Source organism: Bradyrhizobium sp. 604_D8_N2_3 (assembly GCF_051810765.1).
Lineage (GTDB): Bacteria > Pseudomonadota > Alphaproteobacteria > Rhizobiales > Xanthobacteraceae > Bradyrhizobium > Bradyrhizobium barranii.
Map to the genome: position 1 here is coordinate 4,818,274 of NZ_JBPWPM010000001.1, position 17,608 is coordinate 4,835,881.

At 60.8% G+C, this 17,608-nt stretch carries 17 protein-coding genes; 5 read left to right on the forward strand and 12 right to left on the reverse strand.

The annotated features are described in order from the left end of the window. Positions 1 to 2 precede the first annotated feature (2 nt). The 5 genes from AB7245_RS22870 to AB7245_RS22890 all read right to left on the reverse strand — a co-directional run bounded on the left by AB7245_RS22870 (position 3) and on the right by AB7245_RS22890 (position 7,271). Complete coding sequence (locus tag AB7245_RS22870; protein ID WP_063983279.1) at positions 3 to 419, reverse strand: hypothetical protein; 417 nt, start codon at positions 417 to 419, stop codon at positions 3 to 5. Continuing rightward, positions 416 to 2,695 carry a LodA/GoxA family CTQ-dependent oxidase gene (locus AB7245_RS22875; protein WP_439035004.1) on the reverse strand — a complete coding sequence of 760 codons (2,280 nt, stop codon included), beginning with the start codon at positions 2,693 to 2,695 and terminating at the stop codon, positions 416 to 418. The genes AB7245_RS22870 and AB7245_RS22875 overlap by 4 nt, the downstream gene beginning before the upstream one ends. Positions 2,696 to 2,713: 18 nt before the next feature. Continuing rightward, positions 2,714 to 4,819, reverse strand: coding sequence for a tyrosinase family protein (locus AB7245_RS22880; RefSeq protein ID WP_085401512.1), 2,106 nt, complete (start codon positions 4,817 to 4,819; stop codon positions 2,714 to 2,716). 1,508 nt (positions 4,820 to 6,327) lie between these two features. Further along, positions 6,328 to 6,522 (reverse strand): hypothetical protein, encoded by a 195-nt coding sequence (locus AB7245_RS22885; RefSeq protein ID WP_354133816.1) that lies wholly within the window; start codon positions 6,520 to 6,522, stop codon positions 6,328 to 6,330. Positions 6,523 to 6,740: 218 nt separating this feature from the next. Further along, complete coding sequence (locus AB7245_RS22890; protein WP_354133817.1) at positions 6,741 to 7,271, reverse strand: PRC-barrel domain-containing protein; 531 nt, start codon at positions 7,269 to 7,271, stop codon at positions 6,741 to 6,743. A 614-nt stretch (positions 7,272 to 7,885) separates the two neighbouring features. Between AB7245_RS22890 and AB7245_RS22895 the strand changes: the two genes are divergently transcribed. From AB7245_RS22895 to AB7245_RS22905, 3 genes are all read left to right on the forward strand, one after another. Then, positions 7,886 to 8,479, forward strand: coding sequence for a DUF4145 domain-containing protein (locus tag AB7245_RS22895; protein ID WP_354133818.1), 594 nt, complete (start codon positions 7,886 to 7,888; stop codon positions 8,477 to 8,479). Further along, a complete protein-coding gene (locus AB7245_RS22900; RefSeq protein WP_354133819.1) occupies positions 8,479 to 8,949 on the forward strand; it encodes a hypothetical protein in 471 nt (156 codons plus the stop codon). Before AB7245_RS22895 ends, AB7245_RS22900 begins: the two co-directional genes overlap by 1 nt. A 249-nt stretch (positions 8,950 to 9,198) precedes the next feature. Then, positions 9,199 to 9,891, forward strand: a complete 693-nt coding sequence (locus AB7245_RS22905) for a hypothetical protein (protein WP_439035005.1) — start codon at positions 9,199 to 9,201, stop codon at positions 9,889 to 9,891. 247 nt (positions 9,892 to 10,138) lie between these two features. Here the strand turns inward: AB7245_RS22905 and AB7245_RS22910 are convergent, their stop codons facing one another. From AB7245_RS22910 to AB7245_RS22940, 7 genes are all read right to left on the reverse strand, one after another. Then, the gene (locus tag AB7245_RS22910; RefSeq protein WP_354133821.1) at positions 10,139 to 10,429 is read right to left on the reverse strand and encodes a hypothetical protein; all 291 of its coding nucleotides are present in this window, start codon (positions 10,427 to 10,429) and stop codon (positions 10,139 to 10,141) included. Continuing rightward, on the reverse strand, positions 10,426 to 11,121 hold the full coding sequence (locus tag AB7245_RS22915; protein WP_354133822.1) for a hypothetical protein: 696 nt from the start codon (positions 11,119 to 11,121) through the stop codon (positions 10,426 to 10,428). Before AB7245_RS22915 ends, AB7245_RS22910 begins: the two co-directional genes overlap by 4 nt. Then, positions 11,118 to 12,563: a hypothetical protein gene (locus AB7245_RS22920; protein WP_439035006.1), complete on the reverse strand. Its 1,446-nt coding sequence runs from the start codon at positions 12,561 to 12,563 to the stop codon at positions 11,118 to 11,120. Before AB7245_RS22920 ends, AB7245_RS22915 begins: the two co-directional genes overlap by 4 nt. Further along, a complete protein-coding gene (locus AB7245_RS22925) occupies positions 12,560 to 12,907 on the reverse strand; it encodes a hypothetical protein (RefSeq protein ID WP_439035007.1) in 348 nt (115 codons plus the stop codon). Before AB7245_RS22925 ends, AB7245_RS22920 begins: the two co-directional genes overlap by 4 nt. Continuing rightward, positions 12,907 to 13,308 (reverse strand): hypothetical protein, encoded by a 402-nt coding sequence (locus AB7245_RS22930; protein WP_354133825.1) that lies wholly within the window; start codon positions 13,306 to 13,308, stop codon positions 12,907 to 12,909. Before AB7245_RS22930 ends, AB7245_RS22925 begins: the two co-directional genes overlap by 1 nt. Positions 13,309 to 13,847: 539 nt before the next feature. After that, the gene (locus AB7245_RS22935) at positions 13,848 to 15,287 is read right to left on the reverse strand and encodes an AAA family ATPase (protein WP_439035008.1); all 1,440 of its coding nucleotides are present in this window, start codon (positions 15,285 to 15,287) and stop codon (positions 13,848 to 13,850) included. A gap of 193 nt (positions 15,288 to 15,480) precedes the next feature. Further along, positions 15,481 to 15,672, reverse strand: a complete 192-nt coding sequence (locus AB7245_RS22940; RefSeq protein ID WP_049806455.1) for a helix-turn-helix domain-containing protein — start codon at positions 15,670 to 15,672, stop codon at positions 15,481 to 15,483. Between the two features lie 129 nt (positions 15,673 to 15,801). Between AB7245_RS22940 and AB7245_RS22945 the strand changes: the two genes are divergently transcribed. Next, positions 15,802 to 16,389, forward strand: a complete 588-nt coding sequence (locus AB7245_RS22945; RefSeq protein ID WP_439035009.1) for a TraY domain-containing protein — start codon at positions 15,802 to 15,804, stop codon at positions 16,387 to 16,389. Continuing rightward, entirely contained in the window at positions 16,386 to 17,555 is a 1,170-nt protein-coding gene (locus AB7245_RS22950; protein WP_439035010.1) for a site-specific integrase, read from the forward strand. Before AB7245_RS22945 ends, AB7245_RS22950 begins: the two co-directional genes overlap by 4 nt. Positions 17,556 to 17,608 lie beyond the last annotated feature (53 nt).

The following is a 17,608-nucleotide window of genomic DNA, read 5'->3' on the forward strand; positions in this document are numbered from 1 at the left end:
GGTCAGTCGGCCCGGACTGCGTAGAACGACGCCACCACACCGGCCGGCGCCACCGTGCCGGGCGAGCCGCCGCTGTGCGGGATGGTCCGGATCACCGAGCCGACGATGGCCGGACGCTGGTCGACGCCATTGGGCCAGGCCGGCACCAGCGAGCCCCAATAATCGTAGATCCATTCCTCGCCGCCGACGACGCCGGTGCCCTGGAAACGTACCTGCATCGGCGATCCGTAGGCGCGCGATCCCTTCAGCGCGAGCGACCAGCCTGGGCCGCCGATCGTTCCGGTCAGCAGCTGCATCGGCCCGTCCGCGATATCGATCGTGCCGCGGCCGAATTCGAGATTGTTGAAGGCCGTGTTGACGTCGGGATCATTGAGCAGGCTGCGATAGGTCCAATGTCCGACGAATGGATTGTCGCTCATGATGCCTCGCTTTTGGGATCGGGCCGCGACCCGGTTGTTCGCTCGACGCTGATGTATTTGGGCCCTTGATAACTGTCGGCGGGCTTGACAGCCGGCTCGTAGGGATTGCGCACGATGAAGCCGAGCAGCGACCACTCGGTGACCATCTTGAGGTCGCCGACCGGCGTCTGCGGGACGCCGCGGCTCCACGTCGTCCAGACGTAATTGGGCTTTCCGTTCGAGACCGAGGCGATCTCGAACGACTGCAACGGCCGATGCGCCGGCCACCACAGCGTGGTCCAGGTCTTCTCGTCGCGCCGCAAGCGATCGTCATTGTCGCTGTCGGGCCACAGATTGTTCCAGTCGGCGTAGGTGATGTTGATCGGCTGCGTGGTGCACTCGTTGAAATCGGACTGCCAGGGCAGCCCCATATATTTGGTGAGGTCCCCCGGCTGAAGACCGGTCTCGAAGTCGTTGTCCTGGCTGAGTGGCGAGTTGACGTTGAAGGTCGGGTCGGCAATCACGGTGCCGTGGTCCTGATTGGCCTGGGCGGCGCTCTGCAGGAAATCCGAGATGCTGCGATCGGCGTTGATGCGATACGGCGCCCAGTAGATCGAAGGGTTGCGCATCACCCAGCCGAGCTCGGCGCCCGGACAAAAGGCGCCGCCGAGCACGTTGCTGAGCACGCCGCGGTCGAGCTCGCGGCCGGTCTTCGGCGGTGTCTTCGGATAAGGCGCGAAGGGTGAATAGCCGTCGGGCAGCCAGCCCTCCTCCTTCTCGTTGATGAACCAGCCGCGCGCCCACTGGCCGAGGATGAAGAGCTGGTACTGGGTGAGATGAAGGAACTTCGACGGCGTCTCGTTGGTCAGCGGATTGTCGCCGCACAGCAATGGCATCAGCGGCAGCGAATGGACGCGCGACGATGCACGGTCCTGCACCTGGAAGGAATTGGCCTCGCCCGCACGGCGCAACAGATCGAACAGGAAGCGGCGCATCGGTCCGTAGGGATCGTCGGCCTTGGAATAGTGGGTCGGATCTGCGACCGCCGCCACCGCCATGACCGCTTCGCCCTGACTGGCATCGCGCAACGGTGCATCCGACGGTGTTGCCGTCGCCGTCGGCCGCGTCGCGCGTTTCGGAGTCTTCGATAATTTGTCGGGATCGAACGTGCCGCGCTGCGCCTGATCGTGCGGGTAGTTCGATTGCTGAAGGATATCGTTCAGATATCTGAATTCATCCGGCCGGAACAGGATCGGCCAGATGTCGCGATAGAACCACGGCCGGTAGTTGCGATTCCAGGCAAGCCGGCCGGCCTGCCAGTGGCGCAGCGCCGCCTCGTCGCGGAACGGGATCTGCTGCGGATCGTCATAGGTGCCGAGCGTCCCATAGATGCCGGTATCGGTGGCGAACTGGCGCACATAGAGATCGTACAGCACCTCGTCCATCGTGATCATGTCGAGGATCTCAGGGACGAAGCGCGGATAGCCGACCACGACCCAGGCCGGAAACTCGACGTCGATGTAGCGGGTCTGGCCGACCTGTTTCGAATACATGATCAGCCGCGCCATCACCGGGCCGTCGGAGATGTCGTCGTACCAGCCGTCGGTGTTGGCATAGTCCTCGATCTTCGGACCGAAGCTGCCGTTGACGTCCATGCCCGAATTGCCGTGACCGCCGAGCACGACCAGGCGGCCCTTGTTGTCGGTCATCATCTCGCCCAGCGTGTCGATGTCGAACGGCTGGAGGCCCCTGGGCGGGAACGTGGTGGCATAGCCGCCGGGGCCGCCCGAGCGATCGAAATGCGCGCGCCGGTTGGTGGTCGCATTCACGCTGCGCGGGCCGGGATCGATGATGAGCAGGTCGCGGTCCTGGCCAGTGATGTCGGCGTTGCGGCGCGCACTGCCGGGGGCGTAGCCATGCTCGCCCTTGAGCTCGGTGAACGGGTACCAGGAGGCTTTCTTGTTGGCGACATAGACGCGCCACTGGATGTCGACGAGCACACCATGATTGCCGCCGCCCTCCACGGCATCGCCGAGCGCCAGCGGCCTGCCTTCCGGGGACTCATCGTCATAGACGAAGATCTGGAAGCGCGCGGCCTGGCGCTTCACGCGGCCCTGCGCATCCTTGAAGGTCTTGACCGGAACAGGTGTGACCCCGTCGGGGCCGTGCACGGGATTGCCGAAACTGTCGCAGGCGATCGGCATCGCCGCGGGCGTCTCCGGCGCGAGGTAGAATTCGCTGTCGCTGTTGCCCAGGCGCGCGATGCCGATGCCCGGATGGATTCGATACGTCGCCATGACTTCCCCGCCGCTTTCTCAATCCAGGAAACTGATCGACACGCCTTCCAGCTTCAGAAGCTCCCTCTCCTCCTGGTAGTCGCCGCCGATCACGACCAGTGTGATCTGAAGCGGGCCCTTCTTCTTGAGCGCCTGCCTGGCGGCGGCCGTGACGTCGATGCGATGGACGCGTGGCGTGTTGTGGCTACGCCCGCGCTGGTCGAAGCGCCGCGGCTGCGGCGGCGGGATATCGCAATGGCCGGGACCGCCGTAGCAGGCCCCATGTCCGAAGATCGAGATGTAGCCGGCGTAGTGCGGATTGCCCTTGATCGGCGTCGAAGCGTCGGCCCCGGGTTCGTTCAGGAAGGCGCGCACGAAGCAGGAGCGCATCAATTGCGGCACCTGATGCAGGCGGATCTCCGCGCGTTTGAAGCTGCGCGCGGCCTGCGGCACGTTGATCGGCTGCGACACGAAGCGGCTGACCGGCGCCTCGAGCCCGACCGGCATGAAATGCGAGCTGCGAACGTATTCGTAGCCGAACGGCGCGATGTCGAGCGTGTCGCGGATGGTGTAGTTCCACGGCGACAGCACGGAATCGAGATCGGCCGGCAGCGCATTCGGATTGAGCTTCTGCCACTCCCACCAGATCCGATCGATATTGACGTGGATCGGCCAGAACACCGGGTCGTAGGAGGCCGTCAGGTTGCTGAACATGTCGCCGGAGCGCGGCTGCGAATAAAGATCCGGGCGGGCGTGGAAACGGCGCCCGCCGACCTGTACGGCATCGTTGCGCCGCTTGGCGAGCGCGCGCAGACGTGTGGTCTCGGCGTCGGATTGCGACGCAGCCGCCGCGGTCGGGGCATCTTTGCAGACATAGGTCGCCTGCCCTGCATCCGGATTCTGCCCACCGGTCCAGATGTGCATGGTGTTGTGCGGATTCTGGTCGAGGAACCCGAACGCGGCGTCGTAGATGCTGCCGCCGCCGAAGTCGCGGAAATTGTTGAGGCTCAGGATCTGGGCGATGTCGTCGGCCGACGGGTAATGATAGTTGATCGCCTGGTTGATAGTCTGTCCCTTGGGATATTCGGCCGGATAGCGCAGCGGATACCAGAGCGAGTTCGACTGAAGCAGCGCGTCGATGAAGCGCTGGCGGTTGGCATTCTCAGGATCCGGCGTGACGGCCGCATAGCCGATCTTGCTGATGACGTAGCAGAAGAAGCCGTGCTGTGAGGTGAAGGTGACGCGGTCATGCGCGAGCGCCAGGATCGCCTTCTTCTGCGCCGCCGTCGGCGCCGGGTCGAGCGCCGCCAACAGCGTCTCGGCCGCTTCCTCGGTGAGATAGGCCTTCATCGAATTCGGAATGATGCGGCCCTTGTCCGGCTCCTCCGGCCGGTACTCCGGCATCGTGAAGTCCCAGTACGGGAGCATCAGCCCGGGCTCGAAGTCCTGAAGGTTCTGCTCGAACTCGTAGAGATAGGCGCGGTGCCAGGGCAGGAAGCGCTCCCAGCCGTGCTGGCAATGATTCTGGTGGATCAGCGCCTGGTTGTTGTAGTTGCGCCGGTCTTCCGGCCAGTGGTCGAGATCGTAAAGCCGGCGGAAGCCGCGGCGCAGGCGTTCGAGCTGCGGCTCGCTCATGCAGTCGATGTTCATGCGCCGCCGGGGCTCGCCGGCATCCGCGGCCGGCGAATAGCCGTCGGCAGCCACCGCAAATTCGGCGATCTCGCTCACCTTCACCGTCGCCGTCTTCGCCGGCTTGCCAGGCGCAAGCTCAACTGCGACGCTGGTCGCATCATCCGGGCAGCCGGCATCGATCCAGTCGGCAATGCGGTCGACGTCAGCGGGCGCGACGCGCTTGCCGCCCCATGGCAGCGCCGGGAACCGGCCGCCATCGAACGGTGCGTCACCGCGCAATCCCTTGATCAATCCGGATGCGTCGCTGCGCGCATGCGGCGGGATGCAGCAGGCGTGGCCCTCCGGCACTGGAGCAACCATCTTGATGCCGAAGATCTCGGCCGTCTCCAGCGCCTGTGCGCCCTTGTCCCAAAACCGCCCAGCACCACCATAATCAGCGGTGCTATCGCCGGCAGCTTCATCCAGGATCGCCTTCACGCGCGCATAAGCAACGGTCAATGCTTCGGTGTCCATTCCAGCCCCCGGACAGCAAGACGAAGAAGGCGGCCGGAGACTAATCACAACTTTTGGGTGATGTCACGTAGACACGCACCTTCAACGTCGAAGCAAGCGCGAATATTTTTCGGGGTTGCGTGATCTATTTCATACAACCTCTATCGAAACGACAGATCTGGCCATGCGTCGTGTGGATGAGGCGGATGCGAGCACGAGTGCGTTGCTCAAGCTCAGCGCCGGCCATCGGACGTGTCCGGTCATCAAACGCTGCGTGATTGAGCGTAGCGTGCATTCCAGTCGTCGTGGGATGAAGCCGAGCCACACCTGGAGCGAATCCGCGCCGAACGACTGCTCGACGAAGCCGAGCTTCGCCCTTCCCGGCCCGTTTCCCCATCGGACTTGGTTTTCCCCCGCAAGCGCCAACTTCGCGTTGCCTTGCGCGGTCGACTGCGTTAAGCGACAACCATTCTCTGTCCGGAAGGGTGGCCGAGTGGTTTAAGGCACCGGTCTTGAAATTCTGGAATCGTGATACCGGCTTGTGACTGCCGGTCCCGTTTGGTGCTGAAATACTGGGAGATTCCCCAGCCGCCGCACCCTTTCGTTCCCGCCAATCCCGCGTCGTCCCAACAAGTTGGGTAGCAAATCCGGTAGCAACCCGGGCTTGGCCCAACTCTCAAATGGGGGTGGGGCATGGCGGCTATCGATATCGTCGGTTGGATTCTGTTGGTGGTGGTGTTCATTGCGACCCTCAACGCAGGTAAAAGCCCGCGAGCCTGAGCCGGCGCCCATCCGTAAATTTCGCAGGGCCAACGAAAAACCCGCCGACCTTTGAGGGGGCGGCGGGAGGTAGCTAAAGATTGTAGACCGGCGGGCACCGGTCGCTTGGGAATCAGACTTAGCATCTGGGCCCGCCAGCGTGAACCGGCGGACAACCCACACCCACGACGCGCGGTAGCTCGCGCGCGGTCCGGGGCCCAAGGGATTGATAATTTGCGAGGGCCCGCCGATGCCGCTTTGATGGCTACATGCCTCGCCCTGTTCGACGCCACACGCCTACGCACGCTGACGGGCGACCGCTCAAGATCACCTTCGGAGAGATGCGCGAGATGGGCGTGCGCGGCGTCTTGGTCTATTGCCATTGTGGCCATCACGTCGCTCTGGACGCCGACCTTTGGCCTAACAGCGTAAGACTCTCCGATCTCGAGCCGCGGTTCGTCTGTCGTGGTTGCGGTGGTCGCGGCGCCGAGGTTCGGCCCGACTTCGACCTAGGTAACCCGCAGCTTGCAATCATGGGGTACCGAAACACGACATGACCAAGGGCCGGGGCGGCGCAAGCTGAAGCAATGAAAGACACCGCCAACTGAGGCGGCCTCAAATCATTTTGTCGATCTCGCGGGCGCGCCTCTCCATTAGGTCCGCGAACAGTTGCAAGACCTTCTCCGTTTCGGGAGGGAACACACGTGCAAGCTTGCGAAGCTCAGCAAGGTCCGCCTGTATCTCGATAAGCTCATCAAGTGCGGTTGGTGTCATACCGGCGGCTGTAATCCGGGTGATCTCAGCCACTCGCTGATGTGCGAGCCGGTTTCAACCTGCCGTGCTTTCCTTTCGACGGCTTCGCGCAGATTGCCATGCGGAAGCAATTCGGCTTGTTCATGCAGGCGCTTCGCCTCTTCGGCAAGACGTTCTTCAAGCGATTGGGTTTGCGTGAAATGGCGACGCATGGCGCTGCTCCTATCTAGAGGAGGCGGGAGCGCTAGTGGCGTTCTCATCACCGATGAAAGCCAGGGGCCGCGCGGTGATAAGGCGGAGGGTGGCACATCTTTGTTCCCCGTGATGGTCAATATTGCTCACCTCCGAGGCCCGCCAGCGTGAACCGGCGGGCCCTTTGTCTCAGTAACGAGCGATCAGTAGCCGTATCAGGCGCATTCCCGCACCAAAGTTAGTACTTAAACTCCGGCATGGCCTTCAATTCGTCCTTGGTGGCGCTATACACCGCGTGATCGGGATACCAACGCGTACTGGCGCTGGTTGTGGTGGTTGTAGTGGTGGTAGTTGCGGCACCGGTGGTCGTTCGCGTGGTGCTGTCTGGAGCGGAAGTGGTTGCAGGCGCATTCGCCGGTGGGGACGTTGTTGACGCAGTTGTCGAGGTCACCGGCTGGTCAACCCACTTCAGCTTATCGAAGGCGACCGCCACGTAATGCTCGCCCAGGCCGAGAACGCCGCCCACACCCAGAATGACATTGGCCACCCTGCCTGACCTATCCAAAATCACGTCGTGGATGTCGCCGATCTTCTCGTTTGCTTCATTGTACACATCGATGCCGGCGAGCTTGGACGCGCGCCATTCACCCTCCTTGTGCGTGGTAGCACTGGTTGCCGAGGCCGCTTGGTTTGTAGCTGTTTGAGCCGCCGCCGCGCTGGTCATCGACGCGGTGGCCAGGAAGGCTATTGCAAGATATTTGGAAATCATGATGTTCCTCCAATGTTTTTAGGAAAACAATATTGCGGTGGGAGTGGTTCCAGCGGTGGAACGGTTATTTCCCTAGTGCCAGCCCGCCTCCGCACGCGAAGGCCGGCGCTGGACCGCGGTCGGGACGGCAAATGAAATGGCCGGACTGCGTGGGCGGCGGCTATCAAGGGCGCCGCTCCTCTAAAAGAAGAAGCCCGCCAGCGTTAACCGGCGGGCCTTAAAGTTTCACGGCCGCATTGTCCGCTCAATTTCACGGGCCGCCCAGGCCGCTGCGATCATCGCGAACCGGAAGCGAGCACGACCGGCATAGTACCGAACAAAGTCCATCATTTTTCACCTGCTTGATTGGACCTACCCTGTACACGTCGGAGACATCCAAAAATCGGAAAAGCCGTCCGATACGCCAACGGCTGCGAAAGAGCCGCCCGAGTCGCAGAGAGGTCAAAGGCTATTCAACTTCGATCCACCGGTAATGCGGCTTGCTCTCGCCCTCCGGTTGCGGTTGAATGTGCGGGGGGATTCCAATGGCAATGCTAGAGCTCGATTGCGCCCGGTGTGGCGCTCAGCGCATGACGCACGATGTAAGAACCTGCACGGGGTACCGGGAAGACGGAGTGGCAATCTACGAATATGCTGTCCAATGTCGTGCCTGCGCAAAGGCATCGATATGGGAGGTCGGCCAACGAGCAAATCAACACGATCCCTCGCAGCAGTGGGCTGCAGATTACAGTATCGATGACGCTGTGACTGTGCGACACGTCGTGCGACCTAAACCAAATGCCGCCTCTGCACCCGAGCACACTCCGCCAGAATTGAAGCTCATCTTCGACGAAGGCGCCGAGTGTATCTCGATAGGAGCATGGAACGCCGCCAGCGCCATGTTTCGGAAGATCCTTGACCAGATCTCAAAAGACAAAATGCACTCCGCCCCCGGAGGACCTCCAGCGGACAACCGGACCCGCTTCAATTTGAAGCCGCGTCTCGCCTGGCTTTTCGCGAACAATCTGCTTCCGGCAAACCTAGAAGCTTTGGCGGACTGCATTCGCGAGGACGCCAATGATGCGGTCCACAACGCGCCGCTCGGCGAGGACGACGCCTTAGACATTCAGGATTTCACCGTTGAACTCTTGGAGGCGTTGTTCACGCTGCCGGGGCGACTGACAGAGGCGGAGGCACGAAGGGCTGCTCGGCGAGGAGGCCAGCAGTAATGGTCATCGCAGAGACTCTTTCTGGATTGAGTGCGTTGAAGACCGCACTCGACATGACCAGGGCGCTCAAGGACATCCATGACGCCACGGTGCGTAATTCTGCGGTTATGGACCTCCAAGAGAAAATCCTGTCGGCCCGCGAGGCACAGACAGCGCTCCTTGAGCGAATAAGCGAGTTGGAGAAACAGATAGCGGCGTTTGAACAATGGGACGATGAGAAGGAGAACTATCAGCTTACCACCATCCATCGTGATACGTTGGCCTATGTGCGCAAGCCCGATATTGGTGGCACCATTCCACCTCACTACATTTGTGCAAATTGTTATGAAGATCGGAAGAAGAGGATATTGCAGCGAGCGGACGCCGCCCATGTCATATGCCCAGACTGTAAGATCCGATTGCAGTTGGATTCCGAAGAGGCAAAGCAATTCCGGAGACCGCTTAAGCCTCGGTCGGATGGCTGGACCTAGCAATATGATCCAAACCCTATCGCGCCTTACCTGGGTACACGAGGACGGACAACAGCTGTGTATAGCTGAACCCGGTCATCCCATTCGCGGAGACATGGACCGCGACCCCTACGGCGCCGGGGTGGTTCATAGGATAACAAGAACCGAAACAGGGGCAGCAATCTTTACGGCTGGCCGCTCACAGCCGATCCAAATTCTCGAATCCCAGATTAGGTACGACTAGAGCCCCCTCAATGCTTCGCGCACACCTTGCTCGTGCGAAAGCTGCAACGGCCGCTGCTGCCGGTTAGCCAAGAAGTAGATTTAGGTAAGATGGAATTCCTTGAAAAGAACTGGGCACTTATAGCGGCTAATCCGCTGCCCTTCATCGCGACCGTTATCGTGGTCGGCGGGTTTGTGTGGGCATATGCTTCAATTCATTTTTCTAACCAAATCGCAAGCGCCAAAGGACAAGCAGAGCTCGCAGAAAAACAACGTGATGACTTCAAGAACAAGCTGGCTGTGTCGACGCCCGATGAGGCAAAAACAAAGGTTGACCGCCTGGAGGGCGAGCTCAAGGGTTTGAACAAAATCATCTCCATCACGATTGGCTATCCCTGGAAACCTTTGACGGGGCGGCAGATAGATGATCTCGCCGGGGCGCTCGCAAAGTTAGAAAAACACCGCGTGCAAATTATGTACGCCAACCAGCTCGGAAAAGAGTTGGCCCAAACTTTCCATCAAGCCTTTCAGAAAGCCGGATGGGAAGGAGCCACGTTTTCCGATGGCGGCGGCGCGCACCTTGGCATCATTGCAGGCCCCGGAGCGAAGAAAGCCGCGCTTCTTAAAACAGCTATCGAAGCTACAACCCCGCTCCACATTGAACTTGATAAGCCCACGGTGCCGGAATTCGGCGATCTTGTTTATCTCTTCGTTGGTACCAATCAGAACGAAGCCCCCTAGTGATGCCGGGGAACGGCAACTACTCAACCCCGAAGTTGGCGTGGTTCAGGTCCGGGTTAGCCCCTATCAGCGAGGCCGGCTTCCCTGTAGTCCGGAATATGCGTGAAGGTCGTTCGATCCGGCGTATTCGCCTTGGGCTTTTTCTCTTCCGCTAGCCGCTCTACCTCTGCAGCAACAGCAGCACTCAATCTGGCCGCCCTCGCTTCGATCTTGCCGCCTTCCCCTGGAATTCTGACGCGGTGCCCCATCAGCGCCGCTCCAGCTTCGAGACTTCAACCGACTTTCTTCCGCCCTTGACCAGGACGCTGCCAACCACGAGCGTTGCAAAATCGGCATCACCACCCGCATCCGCAACCACCTCAATCCGGTCGTGCTTGCGGATCAGGTGCTCCACGGCCTCATCGAAATAGCCGCGCGCCAGCACCTCATCGAGGGTATCCGGCGTCTTGTAGAAGAAGACGTTGAACGGCTTGGTGGTGACCGCCAGCGCGAGGCTGTGCGGGTCCATGCGCGGCGGCGCGTCGTGAATGTCGCTCATATCTTGTGTACTCCCGGATTGCCGAAGCCCACGGCCTCGTTGCCGTGGATTATTTCCTGTAACTGCCAGATGCGGTCCTGCACGGAGCGCTTTGCGTACCCAGGACTACCCGGGGGCGTCTCCTCGAAGATCTTGTTCAGCTCTCGCTGTGCCGCGCTGCCGCCGCTGGGAAGCGCTTGACGCGGTTCATCGAACTGCGAACGTCTGCTGATCACGGTGTTGTCTCCATACGTGTTAGCTCGCTGCCGGCCGAGCTCGGACAGGATTTTCAGAACGGCCGGATCATTGCCGAGCCCGCTCGCATCAACCTTCGCAATTAGGTCCGGCCGGTTCTTCGCGATGTCCGCAAACGCGGTTTTCGCGTACGCCAGATTCTCTTTGAAATCGGGCGAGGTGTGCCCGCCCCATTCCTGCACGAGGGAAGCACCCTCCGGCCCGAGCTCGTTCAGTTTGCTGGCCGCGCTCGAGATCATCGCCGTTTCAGCCGCAGCCTGGTCGGTCGCGGTCCTAGTCTGCTGGGTCTCTCGAATCTGCTGGATCGCCTGATGGTTCTGCAGCCAAGGCTGCACGTCGCTAGCCGGCGCTGCCGTGGCGTCGTCTTGGATGGGCTGATAAAGGGCCTGGGCGCCCAAGTGATCGCCAGCAGCCCACGCTTCTGCTGCTGTGCTAACTGTCGCGTTTGTGTCGCTCAATTGTAGGCTCCTTGGTGGGGGTTATAGCGGCCCGATCCTTGGTGAGTTATGGGGCCGGGCTTCCTTCGCTTCGCGGTGGTCGCGAGGACGCAGGCCCCAGCAACCGCGTTAGCAACGTCATCGTGCGCGCCGGGAGCGTGATCGATCGCATCTTTGCCGCCGCGGGTAGCGCGCCGCTCAAGCAGCGCCAACTGTGTGATCAGACGGTCATTGTCGAGGAGATCGGCCGCGCGTGAGTTGATCAAAGGCAACAGAGCCACGTAGAGGTCGGACCGTGAGCGATCGGCCGTCTCGTAATGAACCCCGAACCTTCGAAAACTCTCGCGCGGCCAGTCCCCCCCGAAGCGGTCCCCGACCGCGCGACTGACCCGATAGGACCGCAGTAAGTCACAAAACTCTTGAACGATGGCCTCCGGTGAAAACGGCGGCCGAACCTCTCTGATGGCGTCGAGGACCACAGTGTCGGTCTCCTCAGCGCCTTCCTTGTGGGCTATCGCGAGGGTCATCGAGTCTTTGCCCGAGCCGCCCGCTACGTCCGTGAAGGCAACGTAATGCTTGTTACGCTCGGGCTTGCGCTCCATGACGCCATTCGCGACGCACGCCCGCACGGCCTCGATTGGAATGTATGCGGAGATGTCGTTACGGAACTCACCGAGCCATTCGGCACTTGCAACAGCAACATCATCGCGGAGCGCATCCTGGATGATCTGGGGATCGAGCGTCGGATTGAGCACCAACGAAGGCGCCTTCACCACCAGCACCTTGCTGTCTTTGCCGAAGTGCTCCTGGTACTTGTTGTATAGCAGCCCGGATTTTCGATAGGGCGAGGATATGCCAATGATGATTGAATTCGGCAACGTAGCCGTGCCGGGCTTGATGGCGTCGTAGGTTTCAACATCAGGTGAAGCGGAGCTGTCGTCGCGGTAGAACGCGCACTCGTCCAGCACCGCCGCCAGCACCGGCCGGCCGCGAAGGCTGCGAAAGCTGTTGGTCGCGATCGTCACATCAACTCGGTTGTTGAGCTCCAGGCCGCTGGCCGTCTCACGCTGCACGAGACCAGCGAGCAGCGGAATGTCCTGGAAGTAAGATTGGGTGTAACCGAATATGATCTTGGCCTGGTCGCGGTCCGTCGCGAGGCACAGCACCACCGGACGCTCGCCAGGGCGCAACTTGGAAGCACCGTCGAACATCGCGGCGAGATGCGCCACAAGCACGGAGGCGATGGAATCTTTCCCGGCCCTCCGGCCCGCGATAAGCCAAACTTCCCTGACCGGCTCAGCCGGCGGATCGCGCTCGGCAATAGTGCGGAAGAAGACTTTCTCCGCATCCGTCATCGGGATGGCGAAGATGGCCTTCAACACGACCTTCCACGGATTCCAGCTCGCGCCTGGAAACCATGGTCCATAGAGGTTGGGATCGTCGATGGCGTCGATGATGTTCACGGAAGGCTTTCAATCACGACGACCGTCGAGCCCGCAGCGCTAAGCGCCCAGATCGATTGACGCGGTACAGCGTCGCCCTTGTTCTTGATTGCATAGTAATCTTCAGGCTGCTGGCGCGCATTCTGCGCCCAAACCCTGGCACCGCCCTGCCCGCCCGCGGCCGAGGCGCCAGCAAGCGTCAACCCCTTGCCAGGAGCGGAGGGCGCCGAGCCAAACCCGAACGTCACGGGGTTGGCGCCGGTAACTTGCAGCGTCAGCTCATACCGATTGCTATTCGGCCCGACCACTTGCTGGGCAACGCCGGGGCTGAGGACCGCTGAGCTTGTGGTGGTGTGGTAGGACATCAGGTGGCGGGCTCCTGATTGGAAGGACTCTCAGCGGGCTTGGCGGCCTTGCTGGTGAGGTATTCGCGCAGGCTGGGCGTGGCATCGCGCGCGCGCCGACGAAGCCCCACGGTCTCCAGGAGGCGCCTCTCGGCGTTTGAGAGCGTGGCGAACAGCGCGGGATCTGCGGGCTCACCGAGCAGCCAGCGCGCGGCCAGGCTCTCGCACATCGCGCCAGTGACAGCGGCGCGCTCAATCAGCTGGTGCTCAGCCGTGGAGATGTTCTGCTCGCCGCCGAGGTCTGAGACGATGGCGCCGATAGTCTGCTTCACGGCTTGCGCCGCGCGCGTGCGGCCGTCCAAGTCCGCGAGGGTCATCAGCTTGGTCTTCGGCTCTAGTTCGGTCATGTTTCCTGTGCGCATCGCGCGTGTATCTGCGGGCTTTTTTGCATGTGGACTCATTCACTGCGCGCCGCAACTTGACGTTGGGAAGCGATGGGACGGAGCGTGACGAACTGAGAAATTCTCTCTGCGCTTCACGCGTTACCGAATTACAGAACCGGTGCTGCGGCCTATCATTTACGAGTCAAATCAGTTGCTTAGCGAGTCCGCAAACACCGATTGCTACCGGTTTGCTACCGAACCGCATATTTGTACTGAATGGTACAAAATAGATTGAACCTTGCAGGCTAGCGTATTGAGCAAACCCGCGCGCACGGCGCGAGAAAAAGGCCGCGTGCGCTTCTGCAAGCGCAGCGAGGATCGCCGACCGGCTTTGCGCACCCACACCATCGAACGGCAGTGGAGCCGGCCGGCGTCCAACTCTACTGCTCCACCTGCTCCGCCCAACGTGGAGCAAAGGTGACGCACGTGGGCTCCAATCCTGCTCCACCACCGCCCCTTTATTAGGGGCGGAGGGTGGAGTGGAGCGGAGCGCGAGTAGAAAAGTGAGGTGGAGCAAATCATGCGGCCACCTCTTCATCTTCGCGGACGACAGTGAACTTTCGAGGCTTCCGTTTCTCATCGAGCTCCTCGATCTCGACCAGCGCGCCACTATCGCGCCAACTCTTAAGCAGAGCCCTCACCTTCGCCTTGTCGGCCGGAAGCTTAAGATTGAGCCCCAGCGCGTTCGCGATGGCATTCCCAACCCACAGAGGGGACTGAACATCGGCGCGCCAGGTGCCGACCTTGATGGCGCGCGCGGCCTGATCGAAATCCGCGCCAGTGACGCCGGCAAGCAAATCCGGCCACTCCCAGCACGTCACCACACCAACCTCGTCGCCAGGACCGCCTAAGTGTCCGTTTCCGAGCGGCACACTGACGAGCTTGAACCAATCCTTCTTGTCGGCCGGTTTGTGAAGGTTCGGCTTGTCGTCATAGGTGCTGAAGTAGAGGCGGTGGTTATCCACTCCAGCTTTTTCGCCCTCAGCTTTCGTCATTCTGTTGAGAACGCGAACGGAGCGGCAGCCGTCCGTCTTTGACTTGGCTCCGCGCGCACTCTCAACGGTCACTTCTTCGTTTTCGCCCTGCTTCCGAGTATGATCCACGAGGTGAACAGCGCAATTGCCGCGATCGGCAACTCTGCCCCACTCCTTGATGATCATGTCCTGGGCCGTGTTGTCGTTCTCGGGAACGGCATGACATGAGACAAAAGGATCGATTACGACGATATCGATGTGCCGTTCTTGAATCTGCGAGACGATAGCGTCGACCACGGGCTGCACGATTGTGGTGCCATTGCGCTCAGCAGTCGCTATCACGAGACGCTGATCTCGTCCGCTATCCACAAACAGCCGGTCGCCGATATCGTCAGGCGATAGGCCATAATGGAGCGCTGCGGCCTGGATTTTGCGCTCCGTTTCTTCTTGGGGGTCTTCGAGATTCCAAAGCCAAACCCGCAAAGGACGGGGCGGGGTTACGCCCAAAAGATCTCTGCCCGAGACCTGGGCAAGCGTTTCCGCCGCGGTCAGCGAAGATTTGCCAACAGCACCGGGCGAAACGGACGCTGAGACGAATTTTCGGAGCAGAAGATTGCCATACAACCAATCACGCCGAGGAATATCCGCGGGTGACTTCCAACGATATGGGCTCGCAGTGATAACGTCGCAGACCTGCCCGGTTAAGGCCGCGTGGAGCATTCGGTCCCAGCGTGGCCGACCGACTTTCTCAGTCAGGTTAAATTCTTCCGCGGTGGCGTAGATGTACCCTTCGAGCCACTGCCGATCGCTGTAGATGTAACCGAAACTCTGCATCTCAACGAAGCGAGCGGCATACTCACACAGCATCTCAGCTGCGGTCTCGGCTGGCTGTCGTTTCAGGCGCGATTTGAAGCTGTTGAACTCCTTCACTGCCTCAGAAGCATCCAACTCGTCGACCGGCTTAAGTTTCTCTAGTCGCATCATCGCGCGCCTCCGTACACGAACGGAGCGAGGGCCTCGGCCAGCGAGGCTGCGATGGCGCACTTGCGCATGAGATGCTGCGCTTGAACGAAGCGCATATGCTTGCTATCTACCGGGTCAATCTTGCTAGCCGCCAGATCATCTACCGGAGCCCCGCACGCCGCCAGCGTTGCGGGGTTTTGCTTTGCGACCATCGTTAGGACTTGATCCCGACCAGCGCCTTGAGGCTTGCCGTGGGCACCCGGATAGATTTGCCGATCCGGATCGAGGGGATCTCACCACGCTTGATGGCGTCGTACGTCGCGTTTTTGCCCAGGCCCAAGAAGTTGGCGGTCTCAGTCGGCGTCAGAGTCGGCCGAGTCAAAAGAGCCTCATATTGCTGCGTCATTTGCTTTCCCATGTGAGAGCGGCAAGCCGCCGACTGCTGCGCCCTGAAATCCCTCTGTGTCGGCGAACCCAATTTAACTTGATTTATCCCAGATGCCATGATTTGATACGCCAAATGGCGGAGAATGTTATGGCAAAAATCAAAATGGAAAACAGGGGCGGCGCTCGCAAAAACGCCGGGCGAAAGCCTCAAGCGGTGACAAAGAACGCTTACTTTTCGACGCGGCTGGACGACGCAACCAGGGACCGACTCGAGCGCGAAGCGGAGAAATCGGGCCACTCTCTGTCGAGGGAGATCCAGAACCGCCTAGAAGATTCCCTGAATGAGAAAAATGCTTGGGGGGCACCTCACGTGCGCGACTTCGCCCGATTAGCAATGCATTTGGCTAATCAAGTCGAGGGCGTTACCGGCAAGCAGTGGCTGGAGGATCAGTTCACGTTCGAAGCGCTTAAGCGCGCGCTGGACATCAGCCTCGCGCTACTCAATCCCACGACCTCGGTAATTGTGCCACCTCACCTGCGCGAGATGGAGCAACTTGTTCCGGGATATGCGACTCCGGCGGGGGTGGGCAGCGCAGCCGCGCTGGGATTGCGCGATCGCATGATGATGGACGCACCGACCGGGAGACTGGCTCCAAACGTGCATATGCCAAATAGCTTCTATGAGCTCCCGACACTCGGTGAAAAGCTGTTTTCCAAAAAGGAGGGAAAGAAGTGAAGGGTCACGTCCGCGAGCGCGGCAAGGGCCGCTGGTATGCAGTCATCGAAACCCGCGACGGAACCGGCAAGCGCAAGCGCAAGTGGGTCTCGCTACCGGACGCCAAGGGGAAGCGCGATGCGCAAACAGCCTGCGGCAAGCTGATAACCGAACACAACGGCGGCTCTTATGTCGAGCCATCCAAGACGACGCTGGCTCAGTTCTTTGATCGCTGGCTGAAGCACATCAAGCCGAACGTCTCGCCGCGCACCCATGAACGGTATGAGCAGATTGCGACGAAGAACATTGTCCCGCTAATCGGCGGCAAGATCCTGTCGAAGCTCCAGCCAATCGACATCAGCGAGGCATACGGCAAGGCCCTGGAGACCGGACGCCGGGATGGAAATGGTGGTCTCTCTCCCCGCACCGTCCACCACATCCACCGTGTTCTCTATTCCGCGCTCGGTCAGGCCGAACGGTGGAAGCTGATCGCTCGCAATCCCGCCGCGCTGCTCGAGAAGAAGGACCGCCCCAAGATCGAACGGAAACCAGTCCGGACAATCGACGCGCCGACCACGGCAACCGTTTTCGATGCCGCCCGGGAACGTCGCCTGTTCATTCCGTTGGTGCTAGCAACCCTCTGCGGCCTGCGCCGGGGCGAGATTACCGCCCTCCGCTGGCGTTCGATAGACCTGGACAACGGACAGCTGGCCGTCATCGCCAGCACTGAGCAGACCGACGCCGGCAGCATCCGCGAGAAGGAAGCCAAGTCTGGCCGCTCCCGTACTGTCGCCCTCCCCTCACTCGCCGTCGAGGAGCTGCGGCGCTGGCGGCTCCAGCAAGCCGAGGAATTGCTCAAACTCGGCGTGCGGGCGGATGATGGCTGGCACGTCGTCACCCAGGCGGATGGCGCCCCCCTCCAGCCGCGGAGCCTTACACACGTCATGTCTGACTTCCTGAAGGAGTGGGGCATGACGCTGCACAAGATGCGTCACACCCATGCGAGCCACATGCTGGCGGCAAACGTCCACCCAAAGATCGTTCAGGAGCGGCTAGGACACTCCAGCATTGCCATCACGCTCGACATCTATTCACATCTGATGCCGAATATGCAGGGCGGAGCGGCGGCGGCGGTTGACGACGCTATGCGAGCCGCCATAAAGAAGCGAACCGACGACGTTGGGTAGCAAAGCGGTAGCAGAGTGCTCGAAATGTTCTCTGCGAAGCAACGAAAAGCCTA